Source organism: Bifidobacterium sp. ESL0820 (assembly GCF_052606235.1).
The window spans coordinates 1,736,401-1,762,614 of the sequence record NZ_CP199594.1 but is presented as its reverse complement, the minus strand read 5'-3'; the positions used below and the strand labels follow the sequence as shown (position 1 = coordinate 1,762,614).

The window sequence follows — 26,214 nt, the reverse complement described above, 5'->3', positions numbered from 1 at the left end:
GGTCGCTACCAGAAGCCGACCCGCTGAGCTACGCTGAGAGGTATGGAACTTCACGTACTGGAACACCCGCTGATCGAGCACAAGCTGACCGTACTGCGGGACAAAAACACCCCTTCCAACACCTTCCGCGAGCTGATCAGCGAACTGGTCATGCTTGAGGCTTACGAGGCCACCCGCAATCTGGACATCGAGGATCACCCCATCGAGACCCCGGTCGCTCCCATGGTGGGCAAGAAGCTCTGCTCCCCGCGTCCCATGGTGGTCCCCATCCTGCGCGCCGGACTGGGCATGCTTGACGGCATGACCCGGCTGCTGCCCACGGCCGAGGTCGGATTCCTTGGTCTCAAGCGCGACGAGAACACCCTGGACATCATCACCTACGCCAACCGCCTGCCGGAGGACCTCTCTGGACGTCAGTGCTTCCTGCTGGATCCCATGCTGGCCACCGGTGGAACCCTGATCGCCGCCACCAACTACCTGGCCGAGCGCGGCGCCAAGGACGTGACCTCCATCAACATCCTGGCCGCTCCCGAGGGCCTGAACCGCCTCAAGGAGGAGATGGACCCCTCCATCAACCTCAAGGTGGTGGTCTGCGCAGTCGATCAGAAACTGAACGAGCACGCCTACATCGTGCCAGGCCTGGGCGATGCCGGCGACCGCCTTTACGGCGTCATCGACTGAGCCAATAAATTGACAGGGGCACAGACCCCAAATCTTCCGAGGATTCGAACTTTGCATAGTTCGGATCCTTTTTTTCAATCACTTTCTGTGGCAGACTTTGCTGATGACACTCGGCAAAGTGGTCATTTTGTCCGTGCTCTTCCTGCCATCTCGTACCCTATGCCAAGCACACAATCACTCATTGCCACCCTGGTTCTCCCCTGGTCTGACCCTGAAAACACCCTGAGCGGGCTATCTCCCGGTGTTGCAATAAGAACAGCAGCAGCATTCAAGGGCGAGAAAGGAGCACACCATGGAGGGCAAGTCCCTTTCCCTAGGTAGATCGCTGGCAGGAACTGGGGCCTCAGGACCGATGGGTGGGGGTGGCTCGCACACCGTAGGTCGAACCAAGGCACGCACTCCTGGCCTGGCCTCCCTGGTGCGATCCTTTCTGCATGAGCATCGGTCCTCCTACACGGTCATGGTCCTGGCAGTCATGGCCGCTTCAGTCCTTACCAGCGCCTGGGCCCAGGTAGCCATTGCCGCTCGGAAGGGCGACGGGATGCCGGATACTCGCGCAATGAATTCCTACGACCGCGCTATGACCCTGTCCTTACAAGACGGCGCTTCACTGATATCCATAATGTACGCCTGCATATGCGGGTTCGTCTCCATCTTCCTGGTCATCACTTCTGTGGGGTTCCTGATCGAGCGCCGTCGTCGCGAATATGCCATGATGCGGCTTTCGGGCGCCTCTCCCCACACGGTGAGGCTCATCTCCCTGTTGGAATTCATGATTCCGGTAGGTTTGGCCGCCCTCATAGGCAGTTCGGCGGGATGCCTGCTGGTGCCCGCATTCGCCAAGTCTCTGATCAACTCAGGTCTTGAAGCCTTGGAAATGACCGCACATCCCCACCCTATGGGAATCGTCTTCGCCTTCGTTGGGATACTCCTGGCAGGCCTCTTAGGAACCTGGTTCGCCGCCAGAAGGATTACCGCCATCTCTCCCATCGAGGCTTTGCAGGACTCAGAAAATCGGTCGGGGACCAAGTCAATCGGCCCTCTTCGCCTGATAATCGCCCTGGCCGGCCTGGCTGGAGGACTGGCCATGGTCTATCACCGCTTCAACGGCATGGACATTGAAATCCAGATCCTGGCCACGACCGGCTGTCTGCTGGTCATCATCGGTGCCCTGGCTCCTGTCCTGGTTCCGGCGTGCGCCAACCTGATCGGCATCCCCTTCCAACTGGCTTTCCGAGGTGCAGGTCTCCTGGCGCGGCAAAGGGCGCGGAAAGAAAATCGGAGCTCCACCGCCGTCGCAGTGCCGATCATACTGATGCTGGTCATCGTGACCGGAATAATAGCCCTAGGACGGTCCAGCTGGGCGCAAGAAGCCATAAGCCGGTATAAACCGGTCGCTGCCGAAACCATGATCACTGCAGAGAGCAATGATCCAAGAGACCTGGATCGCCAGCTTCGGTCCACTGCAGACATCGAATCCGCCGTCACCTATAGCGAGGGATCCTGGAAAACTGCAGACAAGGAAGATACCGGCGGCAATGGCGAACCCTCCGTCATGGCTATGCATGTCAACAAAGCAGGCAAGAGCGTCAATACCATTAGCCCAATCTTCATCGAGGGCTCCGCTGCTGACCTGGGGCCGGGCAAGATCGCCGTTATTGCCAGTGGCCGCGCTCAGGAGAAAAACCCCATCGGACGCAAGCTGACTCTGATCGACAGGTACGACAAAGGCCATACGCTGACCATCACCGCCGTAGTCGACATGACCCCGACAGGGCAGATGGGCCAATACCTGATGACGGATGCCGACCTGTCGCAACTGGCGCCCGACAACAGCAGATCGACCACCCTGGCCAGGACCGCCCCCGAAATTCGCACAGACGATCTGATCAATAAGCTCAATGCTTCATGGTACAGGAAAGGCATCAAGGCCTGCACCAAGAAAGAGTACATTCGTTCCGACATCCAAAGGTCACAGGAGGTACAGCGGGCCATGCCCCAGATGGTGAACGGGGCCATCGTCCTGACGGCCATCTTCCTGATCCAGGCATGCGCCATCGCAGTCAATGAGCGCCGCCAGGAGAACCGAAGGATGCAGGCTGCCGGTGTTTCACGTGGAACATTGGTCTGCTCCTCGATTTGGGAGTCAGTAATCGATGCTCTTTCGGCCACCCTGCTTTCAGCCCTGGCCATGGCGGGGGTGCTGGCCGTCATCTTCCATCAGTTGTCCGGCCAGGTGGACATGAGCGTCGTGCCCCTCCCCTACGGCTACTTCCTGATCATGGCCCTCTGGGCCATAGGCCTGGCCGCTGCGGCCTCAGGCCTGTATAGCTGGTTCAGCTCTCAGGCAGATACGACTCGAAGATAATCCCATCAAAGTCCGGACTGGCCTCCTCCTGCGCATGCTCGGAGCGGACGGTCCAGGCAATGGGCGTTCCACCTAGGAACCGATAGAGACGCATGGGCAGTGAGTGCCCGCTGTGCCACTCGCAGGCCACGAAATCCGGCCGCCCCAGCCAGTTGAAGAGGAGGGACCCGGCCATCCAGCGCAGGGCCGAGGAGCGCGAATCTACCCGGCCATGATAGGGGGCGACCAGTTGCCCCCTGGTGACGCCTGGGTTGTGAACCCGATACCAGGCAAGGGCCAGGACGTTGAAGGACTCAATTACATAGGGGCCCTGGTACCTGGACAGGAGGGCATCGGTCCGACGCATGAGCTCCCGATCCAAGCCCCTGTCCATCTTGATCTCGACGACCAAGGGCACCCGGCCATCCACCAGAGCGAGCACCTCGGACAGCAGAGGCACATGCTGCGCGTCGGGATCGTTGAGGCCCCCGTCCCCGCCCTCCGTTTCGGGACCGCCATCGTGGTCGGCAGAGCCAGGAGTTCCTTCCCCGGACTCAAGAGCCTGGGCAGGGCTTGGGCACAGGGGAATCCTCTGCAGCTGCTCATAGGTCAGGTCCGCCACTGCCCGGTTGACGCCAGCCATCCGCTGCAGGTCTCCATCGTGGATGACCACCACCTGGCCATCCCGGCTGAGATGAACATCCAGCTCAATCCCGTAGCCGGCCCTGCAGGCCGCCTCGAAGGCAGCCAGAGAATTTTCAGGCGCCACTACCCGAGGGGACTTGGCTTGGGCCGAGGCGTGCCTGCCTGAGGGACGATCGGATTCAATCTTCAGGCAGTCATGGATACGGTGCAGGTAGGCGGTCTGACCAGGGTTGGGATTGGTCGTCTCCATCCCCGAGCCAGCGTCGTGCAGGCCCCTATGGGCGTAGGGATGCAAGGACAGACCGACGGGCTTTCTCCGGCCTGCAACCACTGAAAGGCCAGGGGCCAGGGCCCAGCACCAGCCTCCCAAAACACCGAATCCCAGACCCAGTGCGACCTTGCCGGCCAATCGTGCTTTGGACCCCATCATCGCCTCCAGCCATCAGCTACTTCACTACCCACGCTAGCATCGCAGGAGGCTGGACGCGCTTTGCCGAGCTTGACTTCAAGCTGCTTGAAGGCCCTATCCTTGAACAAGCAGATCAGAGAGGCATGCCCCGCCTTTAGCCAACTCCGTCGAGCAATCTGCCAAGAAAGAAGCGCAATACCATGCAGGATGATTTATCCGCCTCCGTCCCGTCCGTTAAGCTCAACAACGGCGTCCTCATGCCTATGGAAGGCTTCGGGGTCTACCAGATCGCCGACCTGGACGAGTGCCGCCGCTCGGTTCTGGACGCCCTGGAGACCGGGTACCGGGCCATCGACACGGCTCAGGCCTATGGAAATGAGCAGGCCGTCGGAGATGCCCTGGCCCAGAGCGGCCTCGACCGCGACCAGGTCTTCCTGACCACCAAGGTCTGGATCACCAACTACGGATACGACAAGACCAAGGCCTCAGTCGAGGAGTCCATGAAGAAGCTGGGCACTGACCACCTGGACCTGGTCCTCCTTCACCAGCCCTTCAACGACTACTACGCAGCCTGGCACGCCCTTGAGGACCTCTACGACCAGGGTGTCCTGCGGGCCATCGGCGTCTCGAACTTCTACGCCGACCGCTATGTGGACCTGGTCAAGTTCAACAGAATCGTCCCTGCCGTCAACCAGCTGGAGACCCACGTCTTCCACCAGCGCCCCCAGGAACGCACCTACATGGACAAGTACGGCACCCGGATCGAATCCTGGGGACCTTTCGCCGAGGGACGCCAGGGGATGTTCACCAACCCGACATTGACCGAGATCGGGCAGGCTCACGGCCGGACCGCTGCCCAGGTAGCCCTGCGCTTCCTGGTTCAGGACGGGGTCATCGTCATCCCCAAGACCACCCACCGCGAGCGCATGCGCGAGAACCTCGCCATCTGGGACTTCCAGCTCAGCGACCAGGAGATGGACCGGTTGCGGTCCATGGACACCGGCAAATCCGCCTTCATGAACCACGAAGATCCTGCCGTGGTCGAAAACTTCGGCAACTGATTCAGCCGCCACGCCGCCGCGCTGCCGACCCTTGAGGGCCCGATGCACCTGCATCGAGGAGACTAATCCAAGGAGGCACAGAGTCAATCAAAGAGAAGATCTGGCCGAGCGGATGAACTTACCCGACTGCCAGGATACCGGTCACCACGGCTTAGGGAGTGGAATCCACATCGGCATGCAGCTTGGACAACTCGCGGCAGAAAGCCTTGGGAAGAATCTCCAAGCACGGGCAGAGAACCTGCCTCACCTTGACAAGTGTGAATCCCGAGGCCGCGATGGTGCCGAACCGCTTGTCGATGCGGATCACTCAGTCATACAACGAATCCTGCTACGTCCGTGCCGACGATTGGAACTGACGGCTGCTGACTTTTATCAACCCTGTTGACCTGCGATGGGATCAGTGGAGATGATGGGGATGGACCCGTTCCGTCGATTTGGCATCGGCGCCATGGGATTCTGGTCATGACGGAGAGGGGCAGCTGGAGCGACATGAACCTCAGGACGGGGCACGTCGATCGCCGGAGTCGGTGCCGGAGCGGCAGGTCGGGGCGCGGCGCTGGGGGCCGGAGCAGGGGCAGCCGGCCGTGGCCCATCTTCGGCCGGGGCAGGTCGCTTCTGCCTGTTGCGCCTGAGCTCCGTATTGAAGATCTTCCCCTGTTCGACCGTCAGCTCGCCCTTCTTGACCAAGCCATCAACGATCTCCTGGCCCTTCTCCACGCCTGTGGCCAGTGCACCGATGCCAGCCAAAAACACCTTGTGCAATCCATCACCGATATGCAAATCCGCCATGACATGCCTCCCAGCATTCATATGCCCTTGAAGTACCGGGCTTATTCGAACGGCTGCACCCCTTTTCACCGCCGAGAGGCAAGCAGCCATCTGCCATTACAGTCTAACCGGATATTCCAGGCCGAACCGATGCAACACCATGGCCGGAAGGACAGTCTGCGTCCTGCAGAGGCTAACGACAGGAATCGCAGGCTCCTATCACCGTGGCCTTGATGCGGCAATTCGGCTGGCCTGATCGGCCAGGGAGACCAGACGCTCCAGCTCGCTCCGACTCTTCTGGTCCATGGCTTCCTGCATCTGGGCGAACGTGCCCTGGCCGTACCGCCTTTCGGCCGCACCCTTGATAAGGAAGTCCGTGATGGCCGGGTTCTTCGGCAGCAGCGACCCATGCATGTAGGTGCCGATGACCTTCTTCCATCGGGCCCCCTCCGTGTGGTCCTTGCCGTTGTTGCCGCGGCCATCCTCGGTCACCATGCCCAGGGGATGGGCCCCCTCCCCCAGATAGGTCAGGCCCGAGTGGTTCTCGTAGCCAACCACTCTGCCGAAGTCCTCTGCCTGCTCCACCAGGTTGCCGATCATCCGCTCGGGCTGGGCGATGGTGTGCACGTCAAGGATGCCGACCCCCTCCAGGCGCTCATGGTCGGAGGTCTCGAAATAATGGCCGAAGAGCTGATAGAGCCCGCAGATCATCAGCATAGGCACATCCTGGTCAGCCAGATCACGCAGATCCCCGCCCCGCTTCCTCAGGTCGTCGATGATCCGTTCCTGGCCATGGTCCTGGCCGCCGCCGCCCAGAATCATATCGATCCGCTCGGGCCAGGCATCACCGGGATCGTAATAGCGGACCATGGGGCGGAACCCGTACAGCTCAGCCCTGCGGGTCACGCTGAGTATGTTCCCAGAATCCCCGTAGATGTTCATGTCACGGTGGTAGAGGGAGAGGATCTGCAGCGGCGGATGGTCTCCCACAGCCTTGGCCTTATCCTGTGTCTGCCGCATTCCTGCGCTCCTTTTGGTTCGCTCGCTCATGCGCCCACCCCGGCATCGTCAACGCTCGTGATCCTGCCGAGGGCGGACCGGAGCCGGAGCATAGATGTGTAAGTGCAGTAGATTCGCTTGGGTCGGCCGGGATGCACCTCAAGGAATGCTGTCAGCGCCCGATCCAGATCGGTCTCGATCGCCTCCGTGGGCACCTGGTCATAGGCCAGGCGCAGGGCCATGTCATAGGCCCGGGTGCCGGAGACCATGGCCACGCCGGTATCCCTGAGCGAGGTGAAGTCCACATCCCAGAGCCAGCTCATGTCACGCCCGTCCGCATACTCGTCGCGGATGGCGATCATGGTGTCCTGTCCGGCAGGGTTGAAGGAGGACAGGGCCAGGCGGAAGCCCATGGGGTTCTTGACCAGGACCAGCTCAACCGGCGCGCCCCGGTAGGTGATGACCTCCCCGCGGCCGAAGGCGGGCGTCACCTTGGACAGGGCGTCCATGAGCGCCGCATCATCAGGCTCCCTGTCCTCCAGAACGACCCTCACCAGCGCCAGCGCAGCGGCCGCATTGTAGAGGTTGTAGACGCCCTCCAGACGCAGATCGGTCTCCAGGAGCCGACCGTCCAGGCGGAAGGCGGCCCTGTGGTCCATGACCCTTTCCAGCGTAACCTCGGCTGGCAGCCGGTGACCGGGGCGAACCGGGCGGGAAGTGCTGGCCGCACCGGCACCATCAGCATCCTGATCCGAGGCATGCATGTCGTCATCGGTGGGGAAATAGCTCAGCAGATCGTCCGACAGGCCGAAGTAGGCCACACCGGTCCGGGCCGGCGTCTGAGCAGCCAGGCTGGCGATGCGCGGATCCTCCCGGTTGAGGACCACCGTGCCCGTGGTGGCCTGGGCCACCTGACCCAGCAGCCGGGCAGTAGTATCGATTTCCCCGAACCGGTCCAGCTGGTCACGCATGACATTGAGCAGGAGGGCGTAGCGGGGCTTGACCTGCCGCACAAAGTGGACCGCATAGGCCTCGTCCAGCTCCAGGACGGCAATATCGGCGTGCAGACGGCCGGAGAGCCCCAGAGTGGAAACCAAGGCCGAGACCACGCCACGGGTGAAGTTGGACCCGGTCGGATTGGTGAAGACCTTGAGGCCCAGGGATTCCAGCATGGAGGCGACCATTCGGGTAGTGGTGGTCTTGCCGTTGGTCCCCGAGACCAGAACCACCCCGCGAGGCAGCCCCGACAGTGTCCTGGCCAGGAAGCCCGGGTCGATCCGCTCCACCACCTTGCCAGGCAGGGCCGAACCGCCGTGATGGGACAGACGCGAAACGTGGCGCACCGCCTTGCCGACCAGAAGGGCCAGGAGCGAGCGCCAAGGCCGACGGGGACGACCGGGCTGATCGGCAGGCTGCGCCTTGGAAGTCTTGGACCGCATGATCAGACCCCTCCCTGCTGGTAGTCCTGGGGCATGTCCTTGAACTTGGACTTCTCGCCCAGGAAGGCCAGCTTGAAGGTGTCGGTGGGGCCGTTGCGGTGCTTGGCCAGAATGATGTCGGCCTCCCCCGGGCGGTCCTCCTTGTTGTAGAAGTCCGGCCGGTGGACCAGGAAGACCACGTCGGCATCCTGCTCAATGGATCCCGATTCACGCAGGTCGGAGAGCATGGGCTTCTTGTCGTTGCGCATCTCGGGACCACGGTTGAGCTGGCTCAGCGCCACCACCGGGACCTCCAGCTCCTTGGCCAGCAGCTTCAGGGCGCGCGAGAAGTCGGAGACCTCCTGCTGGCGGGATTCGACCCGCTTGCCCGAGGTCATCAGCTGCAGGTAGTCGATGACCACCAGCTTCAGGTCGTTGGTCTGCTTGAGGCGACGGCATTTGGCGCGGATCTCCATCAGGCTCATGTTGGGCGAATCGTCCAGGAAGAGCGGGGCGTCCTGGAGTCTGCTCCAGAAGGTGTTCAGGGTGTTCCAACGCTCAGGGGTGATGTCGTCCGCCCGGCGCAGGGCGACCAGGGGGATGTCGGTCTCGGCCGAGATGATGCGCTGGGCCAGCTCGTTCTTGCTCATCTCCAGGGAGAAGACCACTGTGGTCATGTTGTTGTGGAGGGCCGCAGCACGGGCGAAGTCGATGCCCAGGGTGGACTTGCCCATGGCGGGGCGGCCGGCCACCACGATCATCTGTCCGGGCTGCAGGCCCTGGGTCACGTCGTCGATGCTCTTGAAACCGGTGGGCACGCCCCGCTCCATGTCCCCGTTCTGCAGCTTGTCCAGCTGGTCCAGGGTGTCGTGGACGACCGGCCCGATGGCCTCGTAATCCTGGCGGACCCTGCCCACGCTCATCTCGTAGACCTCGGCCTGGGCCAGGTTGACGATGTCCTCCGCCTGGGAGCCCTCGGCCGAGTAGCCCAGCTGGGCGATCTTGGTGCCGGCCGCGATCACATTGCGCAGGATGGCCCGCTGGTGGACGATTTCCGCATAGTAGGTGGCGTTGGCGGCTGTAGGGACCGAGGCCACCAGGGAGTGCAGATAGTCGGTGCCCCCCACCTTCTCCAGGTCCCCGGACTTGAGCAGCTCGTTGGCCACCAGGACCGCATCCACCGGCTGGGAGGCCGAGAAGAGGGTGACGATGGCCTCATAGATGGTCTGATGCTTGGGCTGATAGAAGTCGGATATGTCGATCATCTGGCTGACCTCGCCGATGGCATCCTTGCTCATGAGCATGCCGCCCAGGACGGCCATCTCCGCATCGTCGTCATGCGGGGGCACCCGGTCAAAGAGCATGTCGCGGCCGGTCTGGGCATGTTCGGTGGGGCGCTGTTCGGGGTGGGTGTAGTCGGTGTAATCGTCGGAAGCCATAGCCACGATTCTACGAAGAGGGCCGTCCTTGACAGCTCTGAGAGATGGATTTCACCCAAGGCATTCACCAGGAAGCGCCAAGCTCTCTGGATGCAGCATAGAGTCGCTCCTGCATGTGTACAGAAAAATAAGTTATCCACATTCAAGGCGTGTCCTAGAGGACATGTGCGCAACTTATCCACCTCATGGGTATAACTCTGTGCAAAACTTGGGGACAGTCTTCCACATCATCAATCCAGCTTGCACTCAGGGCTGTTTGGTGATACGTCATCTGCCGGCAGGGCGTCCACGGACTGGCTTTCAGGGGTTGTGTCTTCAGTCCAGAGCATTAGCATGGCGTCCATGCGCAGCCACAGGAACATCCCCGAAACCAAGACCGGATCAATCACGCCGGAAGAACGGCGGGCGACCTACCGGACCATTGCCGGACTGGCCATACCCACCTTCGGCCAGCTGATCGCCTCCCCGCTCTTCGTCATGATCGACACCGCCATCGTGGGCCACATCAGCGACTCGGCCCTGGCCGGGCTCTCCATCGGATCCACTGTGGTGCTGACCACCGTGGGCCTGTGCATCTTTCTGGCCTACGGGACCACCTCCCAGGTGGCCCGGCTCATGGGTGCCGGCCGCCGCCGCGAGGGCATGCAAGCCGGCGTGGACGGCATGTGGCTGGCCTTCGTCATCGGCCTGGTCGTCTGTGCTGTTCTCCTGGCTTTGAGCCGGCCCATCTGCAGCCTGATGGGAGCCCGCGGGCCGGTCTTGCAGGCGGCGCAGACCTATCTGAATGCCCTGGTCTTCGGCCTTCCGGCCATGCTCCTGGTCTACGCGGCCAACGGCATCTTCCGTGGATTGCAAAAGGTAAAGATCACCCTGGTGGCCGCCGTGTCGGGCGCCATCCTCAATACCGCCCTGGAGATCCTTCTGGTCTTCGGCCTGCACATGGACATTCTGGGCTCGGGCCTGGCCACCCTGATCGCCGAGTGGGCCATGGGGCTCTTCCTGACCATCCCCGCCCTGGTCTGGGCCCGTCGGGAAGGCGCCCAGCTGCGGCCCCGGCTCTCAGGCATGGCGGCCAGCATGGGCGACGGCTTCCCGCTCTTCCTGCGGACCCTGGCCCTGCGGGTCTGCCTCTTTATGACCGTGGTGGCTGCGGCCCACCTTGGCGAGCAGGTGCTGGCGGCCTACCAGGGGGTCAACTCGGCCTGGAACTTCGGACTGAACATGCTGGATGCCGTGGGCATCGCCGGCCAGTCACTGGTAGCCACCGAACTGGGCGCCGGACAGCGGTCGCGGGCACGGGTCATGACCGACCTGTCAGCCAGGGCAGGCATGGCCATGGGAGTGCTGGTCGGACTGGTCATGATCGCCTTGGGCCTCTTCGCCGCCCCCCTGTTCAGCCCCACGCCGGCCATCAGAGCGCTGATCACCGTGGGCATGATCGTCCAGGGAGTCTTCATGCCCGTCGCCGGATGGATGTGGGCCCTGGACGGAATCCTGATAGGTGCCGGGGACTATCGCTACCTGGCGGCCACCTGCTCCCTGACGGCTGTGATCTACCTGATCGGGCTGCTGGGCATGACGGCTCTGGCCATGAACTGGACGCCCACCTGGCGGATAGCCATGCTCTGGGCCGTCCTCAATGTCCTCTTCATTGGCGTCAGGGCCATCTGCAACGGCTTGAGAACGCGCACGGATGTCTGGATGGGGACCATTGGCCAGGCCAGCAAAGCCTGAAGAGCCATAGAAAAAGCAGGACCCCGACCGCTCGACCATGAAATTGGCCACAGCTACGGGATCCTGCCGAAACTGGTCAGCAGGCGGCTGCCTCAGATGGCGTCGACGCCGGTCTCCCCGGTACGGACCCTGACCACCGAGTCCAGGGTCTGCACCCAGACCTTGCCGTCGCCCACGGTGTTGGTGGCGGCAGCCTGGACGATGGTGTCGACCAGCTCGTCAACACGGCGATCCTCGGTCAGTACCTCCAGGCGCACTTTGGGAACCAGGTCCACCTTGACAGTGCTGCCCCGGTAGACCTCCTTATGGCCGCCCTGCCGGCCATAGCCCTGGGCTGTCGAGACGGTCATGCCGTGCACGCCGACCTCGGTCAGGGCCTGCTTAATCTGATCCAGCCGCCCGGGCTGAATGATGGCGGTAATGAGTTTCATGCTGCCTTCCTTTCTGATCAGTTCAGAATGGACCCGAAGTCGTAGGCGCTTTCACCCTGATCGCTCTGATCGACGCCGATGACCTCCTGATCCTTGCTGACTCGCCAACCAATGGTCTTTTCCAGCGCAAAGGCGATCACACCGGTTACTGCAGCTGCGTAGATGATCGCAATCAGCGCCACCAGGAACTGAACCAGCAGCTGCCGGAAATTGCCGCCGGCCAGGAAGCCCGTGCCGGTACCAAAGAAGCCTATCAGCAGAGTGCCCAATAAACCACCCACACCGTGGATGCCCACCACATCCAAGGAGTCGTCATAGGCGAAACGGAACTTGAGCCCGCAGGCCAGGCAGCAGACGAAACCAGCCAAGAGGCCGATGACCATGGCCCAGAGCGGGGAGACCACGTCGGCCGCCGGCGTGATGGCCACCAGGCCGGCGACCATGCCGGATGCAGCACCCATGGCGGTGTAATGCCCGGTGCGGACCCGTTCAGTAAAGAGCCAGCCTAGGGTGGCGCCGCTGGCGGCTATGGTCGTGGAAACCCAGGCATATCCGGCAGTGCCATTGGCGGCGAAGGCAGACCCGGCATTGAAGCCGAACCATCCGAACCAGAGCAGGAAGGCGCCCAGCATGACCATCGGCACATTGTGGGGGCGTATGGACTCCTTGGGGAAGCCGATGCGCCTGCCGATGATGAGCACAATGACCAGGGCTGCTACTGCCGCGTTGATGTGGATGACCGTACCGCCTGCGAAGTCGTGCGCCTGGGCTCCGATGGCGTTGGAGATGGGCCCATCGGCAGCCAGCAGTCCGTGATTCCATACCATGTGGGCCATGGGCGCGTAATCCAAGGTGACCCAGAGGGCCACGAAAATCATCCAGGTGCTGATTCTGACTCGCTCTGCCAAGGCTCCCGAGATCAGGGCCACGCAGATCATGGCGAAGGCGGCCTGGAAGGCAATGTCCACCGTATGCGGGTAAGCGGCGTTCGCGGAATCAAGCGAGGTGAAGACCCCGTCCTTGGCCGTGACCGTGTCCTTGAGCAGGAAACCGGTGATGGGGTCGCCGAAGACGCCTCCGATGTCCTTGCCTGCAAAGGAAATCGACCATCCCCAGAAGGCCCAGATAACCCCGGTCACGGCAATGGCCAGCGTGGACATCATCATCATGTTGAGCACGGCCTTGGCTCGGACCATACCCCCATAGAAGAAAGCCACCGCCGGAGTCATTAGGAAAACCATGGATGCCGCTACCAGCATCCAGGCAGCATTTCCAGAATCCATGCCTACACCTCTCTTTTCCCCATCCGGGCGGGCAGTCCCCAATAAAGAGGACTTTCCTCCGGACAGCCTACGTCAGATTCTCTTCCACTTCCCGATTCATCAAACAGGAAGAGGATGACGGTCAGGTCACCGCCGCATTACCTGCGGGTGACTATTGGATGACCACCGTATGACCAACCGGCCGGCTGGACTACTCGTCTCCCAGGATGCCGTCGACAAAGGACTCGGGATCGAAAACGGCCAGATCGTCGGGCCCCTCGCCCAGCCCGACCAGCTTGACGGGCACGCCCAGCTCCCGCTGGACAGATATGACAATGCCGCCCTTGGCCGAGCCGTCCAGCTTAGTCAGGACAATGCCTGTGATCCCGATGGCCTGGGCGAAGACCTTGGCCTGGATCATCCCGTTCTGCCCGGTAGTGGCATCCAGAACCAGCAGAACCTCGTCCACAGGCAGGTTCTTCTCGATCACCCGCCGGATCTTGCCCAGTTGGTCCATCAGATTGGCCTTGTTCTGCAGGCGCCCGGCTGTGTCCACAATGAGGACATCTGCCTGATCATTTTTGGCCCGTTCCGCGGCTTCAAAAGCCACCGAGGCCGGATCTGCACCGTCACGGTCGCTGCGGACCACGGGCACACCCACCTTGCCGCCCCAGGTTTCAAGCTGGTCAGCGGCGGCGGCACGGAAGGTATCGGCGGCACCCATGACCACTGACTTGCCATCGGCCACGAACAGCCTGGCCAGCTTGCCCGCCGTGGTGGTCTTGCCTGTGCCGTTGACGCCCACCATGATGATGACCGACGGCCTGTTGGCCTGAGGACGGGCAGCCGCCAGAGTCCGATCCATATCGGGGTCGACCAGATCGATCAGGCGCTGACGAAGGCCACGACGCACGGCTGCGGGGTCCTTCTGCCCTGTGATCCGAGCATCGTCACGCAATTGCTTCACCAGCTGTTCGCTGGCCTCGGCACCCACATCCGCCATGAGCAGGGTGTCTTCCACATCCTCCCAGTCGGACTCGCTCAGATGATCCTTGGTCAGAATGGCAAAGAGGGCCTTGCCAAAGGGGTTGGGGCTCTTGGCCAGCCTGGCCTTGAGTCTGGTCATACGGGATGCAGAGGCCTCCGGATGAGCCAGCTCCTCCTGCGCCGACGATGCCGCTTGCTCAACCGAGGACGGCTGACTGGACTCCTTTGAATCGACTGAGCCGGAACCCGTAGAAGCGTCCAGATCGGGAGAAGCACCCGATGCATGCGAATCCGCTGGGGAGGCATCAGACTCTTGCACCCTGTCGGAGCGAGTGGAATCCCCCTGGGACCGGCGTTTACGGACCGCCACCAGAATGCCGACCACGGCCAGCACCAGGACGATCAGCACCGCGATAAGAATAAGGAGCTGCTGTGTTGTCATAGGTACCAGCCTAAAGGCGAAAAGGGACACAGACGGTCACCACCAACGATCACTTTCCGCTTGGATAGCTCGTTCCCGCCTGCGAACCGCTCTTGACTGCTGGCATGACGTCGGAGGTGGTGGACTGAGGCTCCCGTCGCTGCGAACGCGAAGGCTCAGGGCTGGGTGATCGCAGGGTGGAGTTCCTGGGAGCTGGAGGCCCAGAGGCCGTAGAAGCCAACTGCGCGGCATTCTTCTGTTGTCTCGGGCTGACCGACGATGCGGAATCGCTGCTCGGTGGCGGGGGCAGATTTATTTCGTCCGTGGAATCGGAGGCCAGCATGCCTCGAACTTCCACCACGGAGGAGGAATTGACATAGACCGGATAGGGATGTTCGGAATCTTCAGCGGTTGATGCATCCTCGCCCGATCCAGGGGCGAAAGACAGATGCCCCCCTGCTACACGTGGCAACTGATTCTCTCGCTCCTGCTGACGGCGGGCGGCCCTGTGCACACGCTCATTCAGAGACTGGGAGAAAGCACGGTCCTGGGACTCGCCAAGCGCCAGACGCATGACGAATACGATGAATGCCGCCACCACCAGCACCCATATCAGGACAATCAGCCAGACCATATACGCCATTCTCTCAGAAGAACGCCGCAGACGCGCTAAGACACGAGGAATCTATCGGTCTCTTTCACACTGATGGGTCAGCGGATGCTCAGTATCTTTCTTATACGCGAGGCGGCTGCAAGTGAGAAGTAACGCTTCTGCGGGAATCACGCTCTGCCAGGTCTGCAATTACCATTCAAGAAATCAAGACATTCAAAAATCGACAAGTCCCTTGCAATGGCGGTAACGGTGCATAACCGCCAGCAGTATTATTTCCAGCGAAAACCGTATATGGAAACAAGTCCTAAGGTAATGCAGCCCACAGCCAGGTATAGGATCCCGAGCCAGGCATGAGGCCAGGTCCCCGATCCGATCAGCATCATCGACAAGGCCTCCCTCATATGATATAGGGGCGTATACGGGGCAATGGTCTGCACCCAGGACGGTAGCATATTGAGCGGCATCATAGCTCCGCCGATGAAGCCAAGGGGCAGAATAATGATGTTCGCAAGGATGGATACCCCTGCGATGGAGTAAATTATCATGGCGATAATGACACCCAGGAAAAAGAACAAAAGATAGCCAAGAACGAGGGGAAGCAATCCCGACAAAAATGTCGGTTTCAGCCTCATTCCCATAATGATTCCCAAGATGACAAGCACTACAGCCTGCGCCAGGAGGACGACGATACCCACAACAGCCTGGGAGAGGATAATCACATTCCAGGATAGAGGAAAATTGCGAACCGTCTGAAGCATGCCATTCTCACGCCAGAGAGCAAGGTGCGAAGCACCCGCAAAAATACCCACATAGGCCGCGCCAAATGCAATGACATTGGCGCTGATTTGACTGGCAATATCAACTCCAGGAACGTAGCTCTTAAAAGACAGGACCAGCGCCAATAACAGAGCTATCGGAAAGAGAAAGGTAAAAACCAGGGTGGACCAGTCACGAATATCGTAGTGGAACATCAATTTGAATAGAGTTTTGAAGCTGCTCATTTGACGTTCTCCTTTTCGAGAAGGCGAAGGTAGACATCCTCCAGACGCCCATCCTTGACTTGCGCCTGGCTTGTATTGATCCCCGAATCAACCAATTTTGCGAAAGTAACTCCGGTATCCCGGGTGCGTACTGTTAGACCATCGGGCGTGACCTTTACATAGTCGTCCCCCACGAGATGGGCTACTTGATCAGCTTGATCCAAGGCATTTGGAAGAAGAATGGTCGATTCCATCTCTGCTTGCGCAATAAGCTTGCTGGGACTGGCTGTTACGAGAATATGCTTATCCACCAAGATCGAAACCATGCTGCACAACCGCTCCGCCTCATCCAGATGGTGCGTCGTATAAAGAACCGTGGCGGCCAATTGCTGATTCGATTTGAGCAAGCTCACAAGATCATGGCGTGACTCCGGATCGAGGGCGGCAGTGGGCTCATCTAGAAAGAGCAGCCGAGGATGATGGACGACGGCCGTAGCGATAGCCAATCTCTGCTGTTCGCCGCCGGATAATGATTCAACCTTGTTGGATGCCACATGATCCAGTTTCAATGCATCAATAAGATCGTCCACACGCGACCGGGGCACCTGGTAGATATCCGCCACTGCGGTAAGGTGCTCAAGGAGCGTCGTTTTAGGGAAGAAGGACGACTTTTGAGGCTGGATGCCTATTTGGCGGAGCAGGGCCAAGTTGCGTGGATAGGGCGTCTTGCCCAGAACAGAGACCGTTCCCTCAACCGGTTTTTGCAGTCCTTCCAAGACGGTGAACAAGGTTGTCTTTCCAGCGCCATTTGGCCCGATGACCCCATGGAAGGCCCCTTCTTCAACCTCCAATGAAAGATGAGAGAGAATCGTTTTGTTCTTTATTCGAACAGTAAGGTTCGATACGCTTACTTCGATATTGCCCATTCCAGAGCCTTTCAGCGTCAATACTGATGTGGTAAAGCGCGGGTTGTGTCGTCTATTGCTGCTTGTCTATTCATGACTATTTCAATTTGCTGAGTCTGCGCAGGTGGAGGAAAGAATCAGTCCAAATTCCGGCCCAGCATAGTATGGTGATTTTGGCTCCGATGGTCTTTTCCATGAGACCATCTGCTTCAACTACGATAGCTTATTAATCCATATTCTTTCCTCACCCATGAGCCCAGAATTTCAGGCATTTTCTAATAAAATACAAGCTGGATCAGACATAAAACCGCCACCGTCCCACAAATTATGGCGTCCAAGAGCACGTACTGACAAACACTGATTCCACTACTGGTTTACCTGCAGCTGGAACAGCATATTCCCATTTATCAAGCGGGCCACCAAGGGGCGGACGGGTACATCTACTTTGTTCCCAATCGGCACTTTAGTAAGAGAAGCCATACCAGTATCAGCAAAAGCGGATATTGAGAAAAGTGCGATGCTTGTTCCCCCGGCTCATGCTCACCAGTGGGGAGGTTGACCGCCGACAACAGTAGACCGCGCGAACGAACAACGACGGCGATGATGCGAAACTCTGCAAGTTATCGACGGAACCCACTATTTCGCCCTTTTCGCGTATTGGCTATCTCGAATGATGCTGGCCTTCACCGTTTCGCCGCCAGTCTCTTACCATCATGAAGACAATCATCATTAGCCAAACTGCTGGGTATGTGCATAAACTCCAGAACTGTGAACCGGTGGCAAACGATATAACATGGGCGAGAATAAATGCCAGGGCAAAAAACCTGACAGCAATGACTTGCGCCTTATCGGATGGTTTCTGTGTCGAAGCTGTTTGTCTCATGGCGGTTCCTTTACCGTCGTACATAATGCACGGAATGTGCATAAAAACAAAATATACACTAACCGGCATTCGCTCAAAATAAACTTAAAATAAGTTCGCGTTCTGGATGCGCATATACGTCATAGCCGGAGAAAATCATTGCAGAGAACCTAGCCAGGAAGCAATTACATGAAAGCTGCTTTTGCATCCAAGATTGCGTTTACCGATCTGTTCGTTCCGCAGGCAAATCAATCCAATACCGTTCTACTGGCTGACCAGATCTGCTGGGGAGCACATTCTCCAGTTGCCCGCCACGCGAGAGGATGGTCCGGCGGCTGGCCAGATTCGACGGGGAACAAGTAATCAGGACCCTGCTCATGCCCAGAGCAGCCGCCCGTCGCAAACAGTCATCCAGCATCAGCCCGGCATAGCCCTGCCGACGACAATCCGGACGAACTGAATAGCCGATGTTGCCGCCCACTCGCAGAAGTGCCTGTGTAAGCTGCAACCTCAGCTGAATCATCCCCACCAGTTTGCTGCTGGGGTCCAGGGCGGCGAACTGCAGAGCTGGCACAAATCCCGGCGGCAGATCATCGCCACGCGCCTGACGAGCCACCTCCGGTAGACCAAACCGACGAACCTCATCCAGGCTGTGGCAGTCCTCCAAGGGGCCGAGACCAGCCGCTTCGTCCTGAGGCTGAGAACGGCAGGCCTGCAGATATTCCCAGATCATTTCAGCATCCACCGCCCCCGGCCGGTCCAACCTCACCAGACGGATTCTCATGGTCCACCTCCTCTGTCGAGTGCTTGGCCACCACTTTGTGTTTCAGCCTACCTGAGCAGCATTCAACGGAACTGGGGTTCCAAAACAAACAAGTGTCGCCAGGACATGGCGTGCATAACTCAATAGTTGGAACTCAATACAGCAAGAATCACAATGTGCACTAATAGTTCAACAAAAGTTCTCCCAAACTTAAGTTCTGGGTTTTAGTACCTGGCTTCGCCTTCATCTGGTCAACGAAAACATAGAACTGGCGTCTGGCGTTCTTTCTGCTTTTCTCCTCCCAATGCCCCGAATGGCTGGTCATGGATCGTCAGTCAGACATTCCGGCCTGAAACCATGTGATGACAATTTGCGTACGATCTCGCAGACCGGTCTTGTCGAGTATGCGGCTTACGTAGCGCCGGACGGAGGTAGTTTCGAGAGTGAGGCGCTGGGCTATTTCCTGGTTGGAGAGCCCTTGAGCGATGAGCCCAGCTATCTCGTACTCCCTGGGAGTCAACTTATCCAGCTGCTGCCTGGCCTGCGGATCACTGACCTTATGCCGGGCATAGGCTCTGTCGCGGTTGATGAGCTCTGCTGTGATGCGGGGGGTGAGCACTGCGTCCCCATCAGCCACTGCGTGAATGGCTCGGTGCAGGTCTCTGGTGGATACGTCCTTGAGCAGAAAGCCGTAGGCGCCTGCGTGCAGACCGGTGAAGGCATAATCGTCTTCGTCATAGGTGGTCAGGATCAGCGTACGAATGTCGGGGAACTCCTTGGCAATGACCGCAGTGGCGCTGATGCCGTCCATCACCGGCATGCGAACGTCCATCAGGATCACCTGAGGAAGCGGCTGGGCGGCTACTTTCATCTCTCGAAGCATGGTCACTGCCTCCTGACCGTTGGAGGCTTGTCTGACGACCTGTAAATCGTGGTCGGCCTCGATCATGCGCACCAACCCCTTGCGGAGGAGCGCAAGGTCATCGACCAGCATCAGGTCAATCATGGGCATTGCCCTCTTTCCCGCTGGTGCCAGGCAGGACGGCTTCTACAGTCCATCCCCCGTTCTCGCTCGGCCCGCAACTCAGACTCCCTCCCATCAGTCGGCATTGCTCGCCAATCTGCTTGAGGCCCACTCCTTGATGATCATGAATTGCCGGTTTTCGATCGGCCAAGGCTGGCCCATGCCCATACCCATGCCCATCGTCGTTGATGCTGAGGCGGAGGGTGCCGTCCTGCTCATAATTGCGGGAGATGACGATGGTGCTCGGGTCTGAGGCGTGCCAGAGCGTGTTGGTGATTGCCTCCCTGCTGATGATGAAGCAGAGGTTGTCCTGTCTGGGATCGTGCCGCTGATGCCCTGTTTTAGTAGACACGACAGCCAGACCAGCCGCGCGGGCATGGGCGATTACAGTGTCGAGTTCGTCGAGCGTGTGCAGCCTGGAGCCATAGCTGCGCTCATCATCATCGGACTCTTGAGGGAGCGCCTCATGCTCTTGGACAAGGGTACGGACGGCTTGTCGGGTGTCTGCCAATCCATCCCTGGCAACCTGATTGATGTCCTTAAGCACCTCTTGCAGCTCCTCGACCTCAACCGAGTCAGCGAATCCCTGGGTCAGGGCGATGATCGTAGTGAGGTCATGGCCCACGCTGTCGTGCAACTCCCCTGCCACCTGGGCACGTGATATAGCCCGATCCCTTTGCCTGGCAAGCATCTCAGAGCGGATGCGCCCCTGCTCCTCACGCTGCTGCGTCTCGCGTCGGATCCGGTAGGACCTGACTGCTACGGCAACGGCCGCGACCGCCATGATGACAGCCATCCTGGCCGACCATTCCAGAAAGAGCATGTGCCCGGCATGCATGCTGACAGTGACCAGACTGACGGCCGCGACTGCCTCACCTACGCCTGCTGCAATCCTGGGTGCTGGCGATAAACGGACGCAGAAATAGAGAGCGCCTACCAGGGGTATCAGGAAGCTATCGTCCGAGGTGGCAAATGACAGGCCCACGTATACCAGGGTCTCCAAAGTCGTGATGAGCAGGGGAATCTGCCTGCTCCAGTACAGCAGGCAGGAACACAGGAGTCCGATCAGGCCTATGGCCGTCTTCCAAACGGGCAAAGGAATGTTCCCAGCCCAGACTGGAGGAAACATGGGTGCGCTGACATAGAGAAGCGTATAAATCAGGCTCAGCAGAGGCATGACGAATCTGGTCAAGCGTTGATTGCTCAACAGCTCGAACAGGTTGGTTGCCATGCCCTTCATCGCACCCCCTCACGCCACATGCCGAGGATCCCCAGGTTCATTCGCCAGTGTACTGTGCTATCACACCGGCAGGGGAACGACCTGCTGATTTGCGCACCGTGATCCACGAAGCCAGTGATGCCGCCGAAGTCAGAAGCAGATAGACCAGCGCCCAATGAGCCCAAGGTATGCCGATGCTGGCAGCCCCGAAGACCTTGCGAAATCCGGCAGCATAGGCCATGACCGGCAGAAGGCTGGAGGTGAGGGATATCAGTACGGCGGTGGTTGCCATGATGAGCCCTTCGAGAGCGGACATGATTTCAAGTTGGTTCGGATCCGCGCCAGCAATCGAGATGAGGGACAGATCCAGGCTTCGACCGTGGGCTGAGATCAGGTATCCGGCGCATACTCCAGCCAGTGTGACGACCAGCGTGGGGCCCAGGAGCGTAATGAGCATGGAGAAATCAGAGCTGCTGACATCCAGGTTGGGAGGCAGCAGGCGACTGGAATCGGCGCTGGTCTGGTAGAAGGAATCGGTCATCATCAGCAATGAAACCCCCACAATCAGAGGTATGACCGTGGAGCTGATACTGCGCATGCGGGCACTGGCTTGCCGACAAGCAACCAGCCATGAGGGCTGGCGAAGAGCGATAAGCCTGGTCCAGCCGCTGGTGACCGTGCCCAGCAGGGAGGGACCTGCCAAACAGATTGCGACGAGAAGGAGCATGAAACCGAAAGTGCTGCCCATGGCGATAGGCAGGATGGGTGCCGCGGTGTGCAAACGGACCAGTTGCTCATCAGAAATGGTCCGAGCCTGCATAATCGGCGTCAACATAACCGCCAACGCTACCAACAGACACAATGCAGCAGCGATACGACGAACCAAACCCGCTGCTTTTGGAGGGATGATTGCGGCCCGCAGGGATTCCACCGGACTGATCTGGATGATGGTTCGGATGGTCAGCAGCGTGCCGACCAAGGCCACCAATATTCCGCACAAGGTTCCTACTGCCCATGAAGCCAACTGATGGCTAGCAATGAAAGGCTGTCTACCAATCAGGAACTGGGAAGTCTCCCAGGCATAGAGGGGACGGACCAGCAGAAAAGAGACCACCAGCGAGACCACACTGGCCGCGAGCGCCAAGATGAGCACGCGCATACAAGTCAGCGAGGTCAGTTGCCAGGGCACGGCGCCTTGCATGGCTAACAGGGCAAGGTTGCGTCTTCGCTGGTTAATCACCGACGAAACGACTTGCAGAACGATCAATACTGCGGCAACGAGAAGAGCCACGAAGGGGATCATCAAATTTTGGTAGGCGGTGCGGCCTTGCTCGGCCTTGCCGGGAAGGTCGCCCAGGGCCTTGGCTGAAGAGAGCATCATGGCAAGCAGGCCGACCATGCTTTGCGAGGCGATCAGCACGAGGGCGACACCAGACCAGGCCAAGGGGGCATCCTTGAAATCTCGCAGAAGAAGTCGCATCAGATGCCCGCTTTCGGCATGGGAACCTCGTCGGCTGTGGCTATGCGACCATCGCACAGATGCACGAGAGTATTGCAGCGGGAGGCGACTTCCGGACTGTGGGTGACCATAATCACTGCGTGGCCAGGCCTATTGGCGAAGGCGGCAAGCTCATTGACGACCGCATTGCCAGTCTCCTGGTCAAGGGCGCCAGTAGGCTCATCGGCGAAGATGATATCGGGATCCGAAATCAAAGCGCGAGCCAGAGCCACACGCTGCTGCTCGCCCCCTGACAGGAGGGTCACATTGGCCTTGAGCAGTCCCCTGATGCCCAGTCTGTCCAGCAGCTTGGCCGCCTGATCCTCCGGCCAGCGGGTCTTGCGCAGAATGAAGGGCAGCTTGAGGTTGTCCTCCACACTCATCGAAGGCACCAGATTATAGGACTGGAAAACGAAACCCAGGTGCGCACGGCGGAATCGCGCTGACGCTGCAGGCCCCATGGCAGAGATGCGCCGGCCCAGAACTTCCACCTGGCCCGAGCTGACAGGTTCAAGGCCTGCCAGACAGTAAAGCAGAGTTGACTTGCCGCTACCTGATGGCCCTACAATTCCGGTCATGACTCTCCATGAGGCGGTGAATTCCACATTGTCCAGGAGAGTTAAGGTCTCCCCCTTCCTAGGCGACACCTGCTTGCACAGGCCGGATGCATAGATAGCGAAGGGCTCGCTCAGGTCGGGAGGATTGGCGGTACGCTTCATGGCAGTATCCAGTGCTCGCAAACGGGTGAATGCCAGTATGAGCCTGTGACGCTCTGTACATGCGACATTGCGTATTGAGCCGGATATTTCATCGGAGCTCCCTCCCTCAGCGCAGTTGCGAGGTCAATCGGACCGCCTCGCAGGGATGATTCTTTCAATCCGAGTACGGGGAATCAACGTCGGCCGCCACTTCGCCATCTACAGATGGCAAAACAGAGCCACACTCACTGCGCAACTGATAGGAAGCCGCACTACGCTCTGGCAGAAGCTTTTGACCGGCAGATTGGTTTACTGTCCGGCACGGATCCCGTCGGCAGGTTCAGAGTTTGCCCCACCTCTCTCCCACGCATCTCAACAACCTTCTTAAGTGGGCGGAAAGGTAGCGTTTCAAGTTGATATTCTTCGTTGATCTGTACGGGTTCTCGGTCTTGCTTCGCCCGAGAACCGGCTTGCCGCGAACTGGAAAAATCGAGAACAAACATGTAGTGTTGAGCTGTTGCCCCTCTGGCTCAATGGTTAGAGCAGCGTCCTTTTAAGTCGTGGGTTGTGGGTTCGAGTCCCACGGGGGGCACTCTGGATCTGTCACTCAGCTTGTGACGAATTGAGTTTGATCTCCAAGCTTGTTCGCACTATTACAGCTGAGAGCAAGTCGTTGCATTTTAGAGATTCATGAAGATATTGAAAAGTTCGCCGAATTGACCTTCGGTATAAGCTCCCTTTTGCACGTAGAACTTACCAAAGAACGCCAGTTGACGATTTGACACGAGGAACCATCAAAGTTCTTTACACTGCTTGCGACTGTTCCTAATCACTGCTAAATAGTCATCACGTTAGGGCATAATTGCGTTCTGCGTTCCTTGCCGCAATCTTCGCCCCAAAGAAAGCAAGCCGTTAACTGATGCGTCCCAGTTCGGTTCTGAGAAGAAGAATGACTGGGATCATTCCCAGAGAGCATCCTGCAGGAGCTTCCAGGCTCAACAAGCACGTCAGAGCGTTTAATCTGACACACGTGTTGTTTGTGGTTAGTGCACTAGAACACCCGCCGGAACATAAAGAAATAGGAGGTGGACGAAATCTTGGCTGTTGCACGTGTTCAACAGACTGAACTAGAACTCCCGCTTTTCGCGGCATATGCTGCCTTTCAGACAACAATCGTAAACTTGGGTTTTCTTGCCCTATACCTGGTATATGTAAGCACACCCGTACCCGACATCAAATTTCTGCGGACACAAATCACTCGTGCAAGCTCCCTTTGCCTGCGTCCCGGAACCTTTCCCTCCCACCTATATTAGAGATTGGCCAGAAAGCAGCACACGGATAACAATGCCGCCGGCGCGAGCGGAGGCTATAGCATAAACGTGGTGCTCAAACCACCTTCAATAAGTTTTACAAGAAAGAGTTCGTTAACTATCGGCTGGCATTCACGAAGTTGCAGTTAGACAGCTCATTCAGAATCGAAGTTCCAAAGTCTATTTCGAGATCCCCTACATGAATCTTGCTGGTGATAACCGAATCGATGCTCAACATTGTAAGGTTCACTACGGAAACCCACAAGGCGGACCCATCAGAGGCCAATATGCCATGACCCTCGCCGAGAGACATACCTTCCCAAGACATACTCAATGCATAGAAGCTACTCAACATCTGCGAGCTGGCGATACAATTCGACATTCCTTGGTAATCTCTACTGAGACCACGGAACGAACATCAATTATGATTTACGTAAAGTAAGCGACGGAATGAAAATTCTTGCCATTAACCGCAGACATTTCTGACTGTAAACATTGATCTCAGAGTTTGATGGCGCGGACCATTTGATATTTTGATACTGAGGGGAGCGCAAAAGTCAAGGCGACGTAATTGCGCTACACACCATACGGGAGTTTAAACAATGAACGATACAGAACCTCAAGACGTACCCACGGGGTCGAGATTATCACGAATACTCGCTCACACCTCGGAACAAATGCTGTCAGAATTCAAACAAATTCGTACCTCTTTTGATCACAACGGTACGGCTGGCGAAGGCGGGGAGGCTGTTGTTGCGAAATTCCTTCGCAGCCAACTGCCACAGTCTATTGGAATCAGTACCGGGCAAATTCTTGACGTCACAGGACAAATCAGCAAACAGGTGGATGTGATCCTCTACGACGCAGAACATACTCCCATGCTGTTTTCCAATCAGAATGAAAGGATAACTCTGGTACCAGCAGAAGGGGTACTCGGCGTCGTAGAGGTTAAAACACATCTTCGCAGCAGAGATATTGAGATTTGCTTAGCTAACTGTAGAAGTGTCAAGCAACTGGTACGTACCGCATACTTTCCACAAGCTATTCAAACCACACACTCGATATACGGCAAACAGTATATCGATCCTCCAATTTATTACACCGTATTCGCAGCAGCTTCGGATAACCTATACGCGGGTAAACTCAATGAAATCCAAGAAGACGTTCCGATTGATCAACGTATTGACTCAGTATGTTGTCTGGATAGAGGTGTCAATGTCAATTTAGGGCTCGATCTATCCAATGGTATTGAACATGTACACAACGTAATCTCAGCAAGAAGTCTCCCCAAAGGGGCAATGGCAGATTCGACAACTGAAAATCCCCTGCTCATATGGTATGCAATGCTAGCTTCATCTGTAATGCAGTTTCCTGTTCGTCCAATTGATGTCACTAAGTATATGGAAAAAGAACTCATAATTTCTGTCTGTATTCCTGATGAGCGATCGACAAAATCCGTGTCTGAAGATGCCGTCAATGCTTTTGCGCATAGTCAAGGATTGGATCCCGACCTGTTACGAAAAGCTGTGACTCCTGGTGCGAATCTCTCGGCAAGAGAATGCTACCAAGTGCTTCGTGCACCAGGGTTTACATTTTCCAGCGATCTGAGTGCGCAAGCTCTAGACGCGTTTAAGAAGGTGCGACAACTTGCCAAAAATCTGCCATTCGATCAATGGATTACATTCCTCTCGAGCAGCTTGTCCGATGAAGAACACTCTTAGAGCCCCTGCAAAACGGTAA

Annotated in this window: 20 protein-coding genes, 1 tRNA gene and 1 pseudogene; 6 read left to right on the top strand and 16 right to left on the bottom strand. The window is 58.3% G+C overall.

Annotation, left to right across the window (positions count from 1 at the left end; translation table 11 throughout):
- The first annotated feature begins 42 nt into the window (after positions 1 to 42).
- Both upp and ACUIAH_RS06900 read left to right on the top strand, forming a co-directional pair.
- Positions 43 to 681: a uracil phosphoribosyltransferase gene (upp, locus tag ACUIAH_RS06905; protein WP_110413538.1), complete on the top strand. Its 639-nt coding sequence runs from the start codon at positions 43 to 45 to the stop codon at positions 679 to 681.
- A gap of 292 nt (positions 682 to 973) precedes the next feature.
- Positions 974 to 3,049: an FtsX-like permease family protein gene (locus ACUIAH_RS06900; protein WP_445340795.1), complete on the top strand. Its 2,076-nt coding sequence runs from the start codon at positions 974 to 976 to the stop codon at positions 3,047 to 3,049.
- Here the strand turns inward: ACUIAH_RS06900 and ACUIAH_RS06895 are convergent.
- Complete coding sequence (locus ACUIAH_RS06895; RefSeq protein WP_445340794.1) at positions 3,018 to 4,100, bottom strand: glycerophosphodiester phosphodiesterase family protein; 1,083 nt, start codon at positions 4,098 to 4,100, stop codon at positions 3,018 to 3,020. The two genes, ACUIAH_RS06900 and ACUIAH_RS06895, sit on opposite strands and share 32 nt — an antisense overlap.
- A 182-nt stretch (positions 4,101 to 4,282) precedes the next feature.
- Here ACUIAH_RS06895 and ACUIAH_RS06890 point away from each other — a divergent pair, with 182 nt between their 5' ends.
- Entirely contained in the window at positions 4,283 to 5,143 is an 861-nt protein-coding gene (locus tag ACUIAH_RS06890) for an aldo/keto reductase (RefSeq protein WP_445340793.1), read from the top strand.
- Between the two features lie 537 nt (positions 5,144 to 5,680).
- Here the strand turns inward: ACUIAH_RS06890 and ACUIAH_RS06885 are convergent.
- From ACUIAH_RS06885 to dnaB, 4 genes and pseudogenes are all read right to left on the bottom strand, one after another.
- Positions 5,681 to 5,932: pseudogene (locus tag ACUIAH_RS06885) on the bottom strand (phasin family protein); the annotation flags it as partial.
- 198 nt (positions 5,933 to 6,130) lie between these two features.
- Positions 6,131 to 6,931, bottom strand: coding sequence for a type 1 glutamine amidotransferase (locus ACUIAH_RS06880; RefSeq protein WP_445340792.1), 801 nt, complete (start codon positions 6,929 to 6,931; stop codon positions 6,131 to 6,133).
- A 26-nt stretch (positions 6,932 to 6,957) separates the two neighbouring features.
- Positions 6,958 to 8,349: a MurT ligase domain-containing protein gene (locus ACUIAH_RS06875; RefSeq protein ID WP_445340791.1), complete on the bottom strand. Its 1,392-nt coding sequence runs from the start codon at positions 8,347 to 8,349 to the stop codon at positions 6,958 to 6,960.
- Positions 8,350 to 8,351: 2 nt separating this feature from the next.
- A complete protein-coding gene (dnaB, locus tag ACUIAH_RS06870; RefSeq protein ID WP_045925168.1) occupies positions 8,352 to 9,692 on the bottom strand; it encodes a replicative DNA helicase in 1,341 nt (446 codons plus the stop codon).
- A gap of 417 nt (positions 9,693 to 10,109) precedes the next feature.
- Here dnaB and ACUIAH_RS06865 point away from each other — a divergent pair, with 417 nt between their 5' ends.
- Entirely contained in the window at positions 10,110 to 11,501 is a 1,392-nt protein-coding gene (locus ACUIAH_RS06865; protein WP_445341572.1) for an MATE family efflux transporter, read from the top strand.
- 92 nt (positions 11,502 to 11,593) lie between these two features.
- On the opposite strand, the gene ACUIAH_RS06860 is transcribed toward ACUIAH_RS06865, so the two are convergent.
- The 11 genes from ACUIAH_RS06860 to ACUIAH_RS06810 all read right to left on the bottom strand — a co-directional run bounded on the left by ACUIAH_RS06860 (position 11,594) and on the right by ACUIAH_RS06810 (position 23,185).
- Positions 11,594 to 11,932, bottom strand: a complete 339-nt coding sequence (locus tag ACUIAH_RS06860) for a P-II family nitrogen regulator (protein WP_306221447.1) — start codon at positions 11,930 to 11,932, stop codon at positions 11,594 to 11,596.
- Between the two features lie 17 nt (positions 11,933 to 11,949).
- Positions 11,950 to 13,215, bottom strand: a complete 1,266-nt coding sequence (locus ACUIAH_RS06855) for an ammonium transporter (RefSeq protein WP_101432993.1) — start codon at positions 13,213 to 13,215, stop codon at positions 11,950 to 11,952.
- Positions 13,216 to 13,405: 190 nt separating this feature from the next.
- Positions 13,406 to 14,623: a signal recognition particle-docking protein FtsY gene (gene ftsY, locus ACUIAH_RS06850; protein WP_306221449.1), complete on the bottom strand. Its 1,218-nt coding sequence runs from the start codon at positions 14,621 to 14,623 to the stop codon at positions 13,406 to 13,408.
- A 49-nt stretch (positions 14,624 to 14,672) separates the two neighbouring features.
- Positions 14,673 to 15,236 (bottom strand): hypothetical protein, encoded by a 564-nt coding sequence (locus tag ACUIAH_RS06845; protein WP_306221451.1) that lies wholly within the window; start codon positions 15,234 to 15,236, stop codon positions 14,673 to 14,675.
- A gap of 248 nt (positions 15,237 to 15,484) precedes the next feature.
- A complete protein-coding gene (locus ACUIAH_RS06840) occupies positions 15,485 to 16,216 on the bottom strand; it encodes an ABC transporter permease (RefSeq protein WP_445340790.1) in 732 nt (243 codons plus the stop codon).
- A complete protein-coding gene (locus ACUIAH_RS06835) occupies positions 16,213 to 17,121 on the bottom strand; it encodes an ABC transporter ATP-binding protein (RefSeq protein ID WP_445340789.1) in 909 nt (302 codons plus the stop codon). Before ACUIAH_RS06835 ends, ACUIAH_RS06840 begins: the two co-directional genes overlap by 4 nt.
- Positions 17,122 to 18,182: 1,061 nt before the next feature.
- The gene (locus tag ACUIAH_RS06830) at positions 18,183 to 18,746 is read right to left on the bottom strand and encodes a GNAT family N-acetyltransferase (protein ID WP_445340788.1); all 564 of its coding nucleotides are present in this window, start codon (positions 18,744 to 18,746) and stop codon (positions 18,183 to 18,185) included.
- A 310-nt stretch (positions 18,747 to 19,056) separates the two neighbouring features.
- On the bottom strand, positions 19,057 to 19,731 hold the full coding sequence (locus tag ACUIAH_RS06825) for a response regulator (protein ID WP_110417865.1): 675 nt from the start codon (positions 19,729 to 19,731) through the stop codon (positions 19,057 to 19,059).
- The gene (locus tag ACUIAH_RS06820) at positions 19,724 to 20,989 is read right to left on the bottom strand and encodes a sensor histidine kinase (RefSeq protein ID WP_445340787.1); all 1,266 of its coding nucleotides are present in this window, start codon (positions 20,987 to 20,989) and stop codon (positions 19,724 to 19,726) included. The genes ACUIAH_RS06825 and ACUIAH_RS06820 overlap by 8 nt, the downstream gene beginning before the upstream one ends.
- A gap of 37 nt (positions 20,990 to 21,026) precedes the next feature.
- Positions 21,027 to 22,448 carry an FtsX-like permease family protein gene (locus ACUIAH_RS06815; protein ID WP_445340786.1) on the bottom strand — a complete coding sequence of 474 codons (1,422 nt, stop codon included), beginning with the start codon at positions 22,446 to 22,448 and terminating at the stop codon, positions 21,027 to 21,029.
- Complete coding sequence (locus ACUIAH_RS06810; RefSeq protein WP_445340785.1) at positions 22,448 to 23,185, bottom strand: ABC transporter ATP-binding protein; 738 nt, start codon at positions 23,183 to 23,185, stop codon at positions 22,448 to 22,450. Before ACUIAH_RS06810 ends, ACUIAH_RS06815 begins: the two co-directional genes overlap by 1 nt.
- A 498-nt stretch (positions 23,186 to 23,683) precedes the next feature.
- Here ACUIAH_RS06810 and ACUIAH_RS06805 point away from each other — a divergent pair.
- Positions 23,684 to 23,756 (top strand) — tRNA-Lys (locus ACUIAH_RS06805).
- Between the two features lie 1,320 nt (positions 23,757 to 25,076).
- On the top strand, positions 25,077 to 26,195 hold the full coding sequence (locus ACUIAH_RS06800) for a DUF6602 domain-containing protein (protein WP_445340784.1): 1,119 nt from the start codon (positions 25,077 to 25,079) through the stop codon (positions 26,193 to 26,195).
- The last annotated feature ends 19 nt before the right edge of the window (positions 26,196 to 26,214 follow it).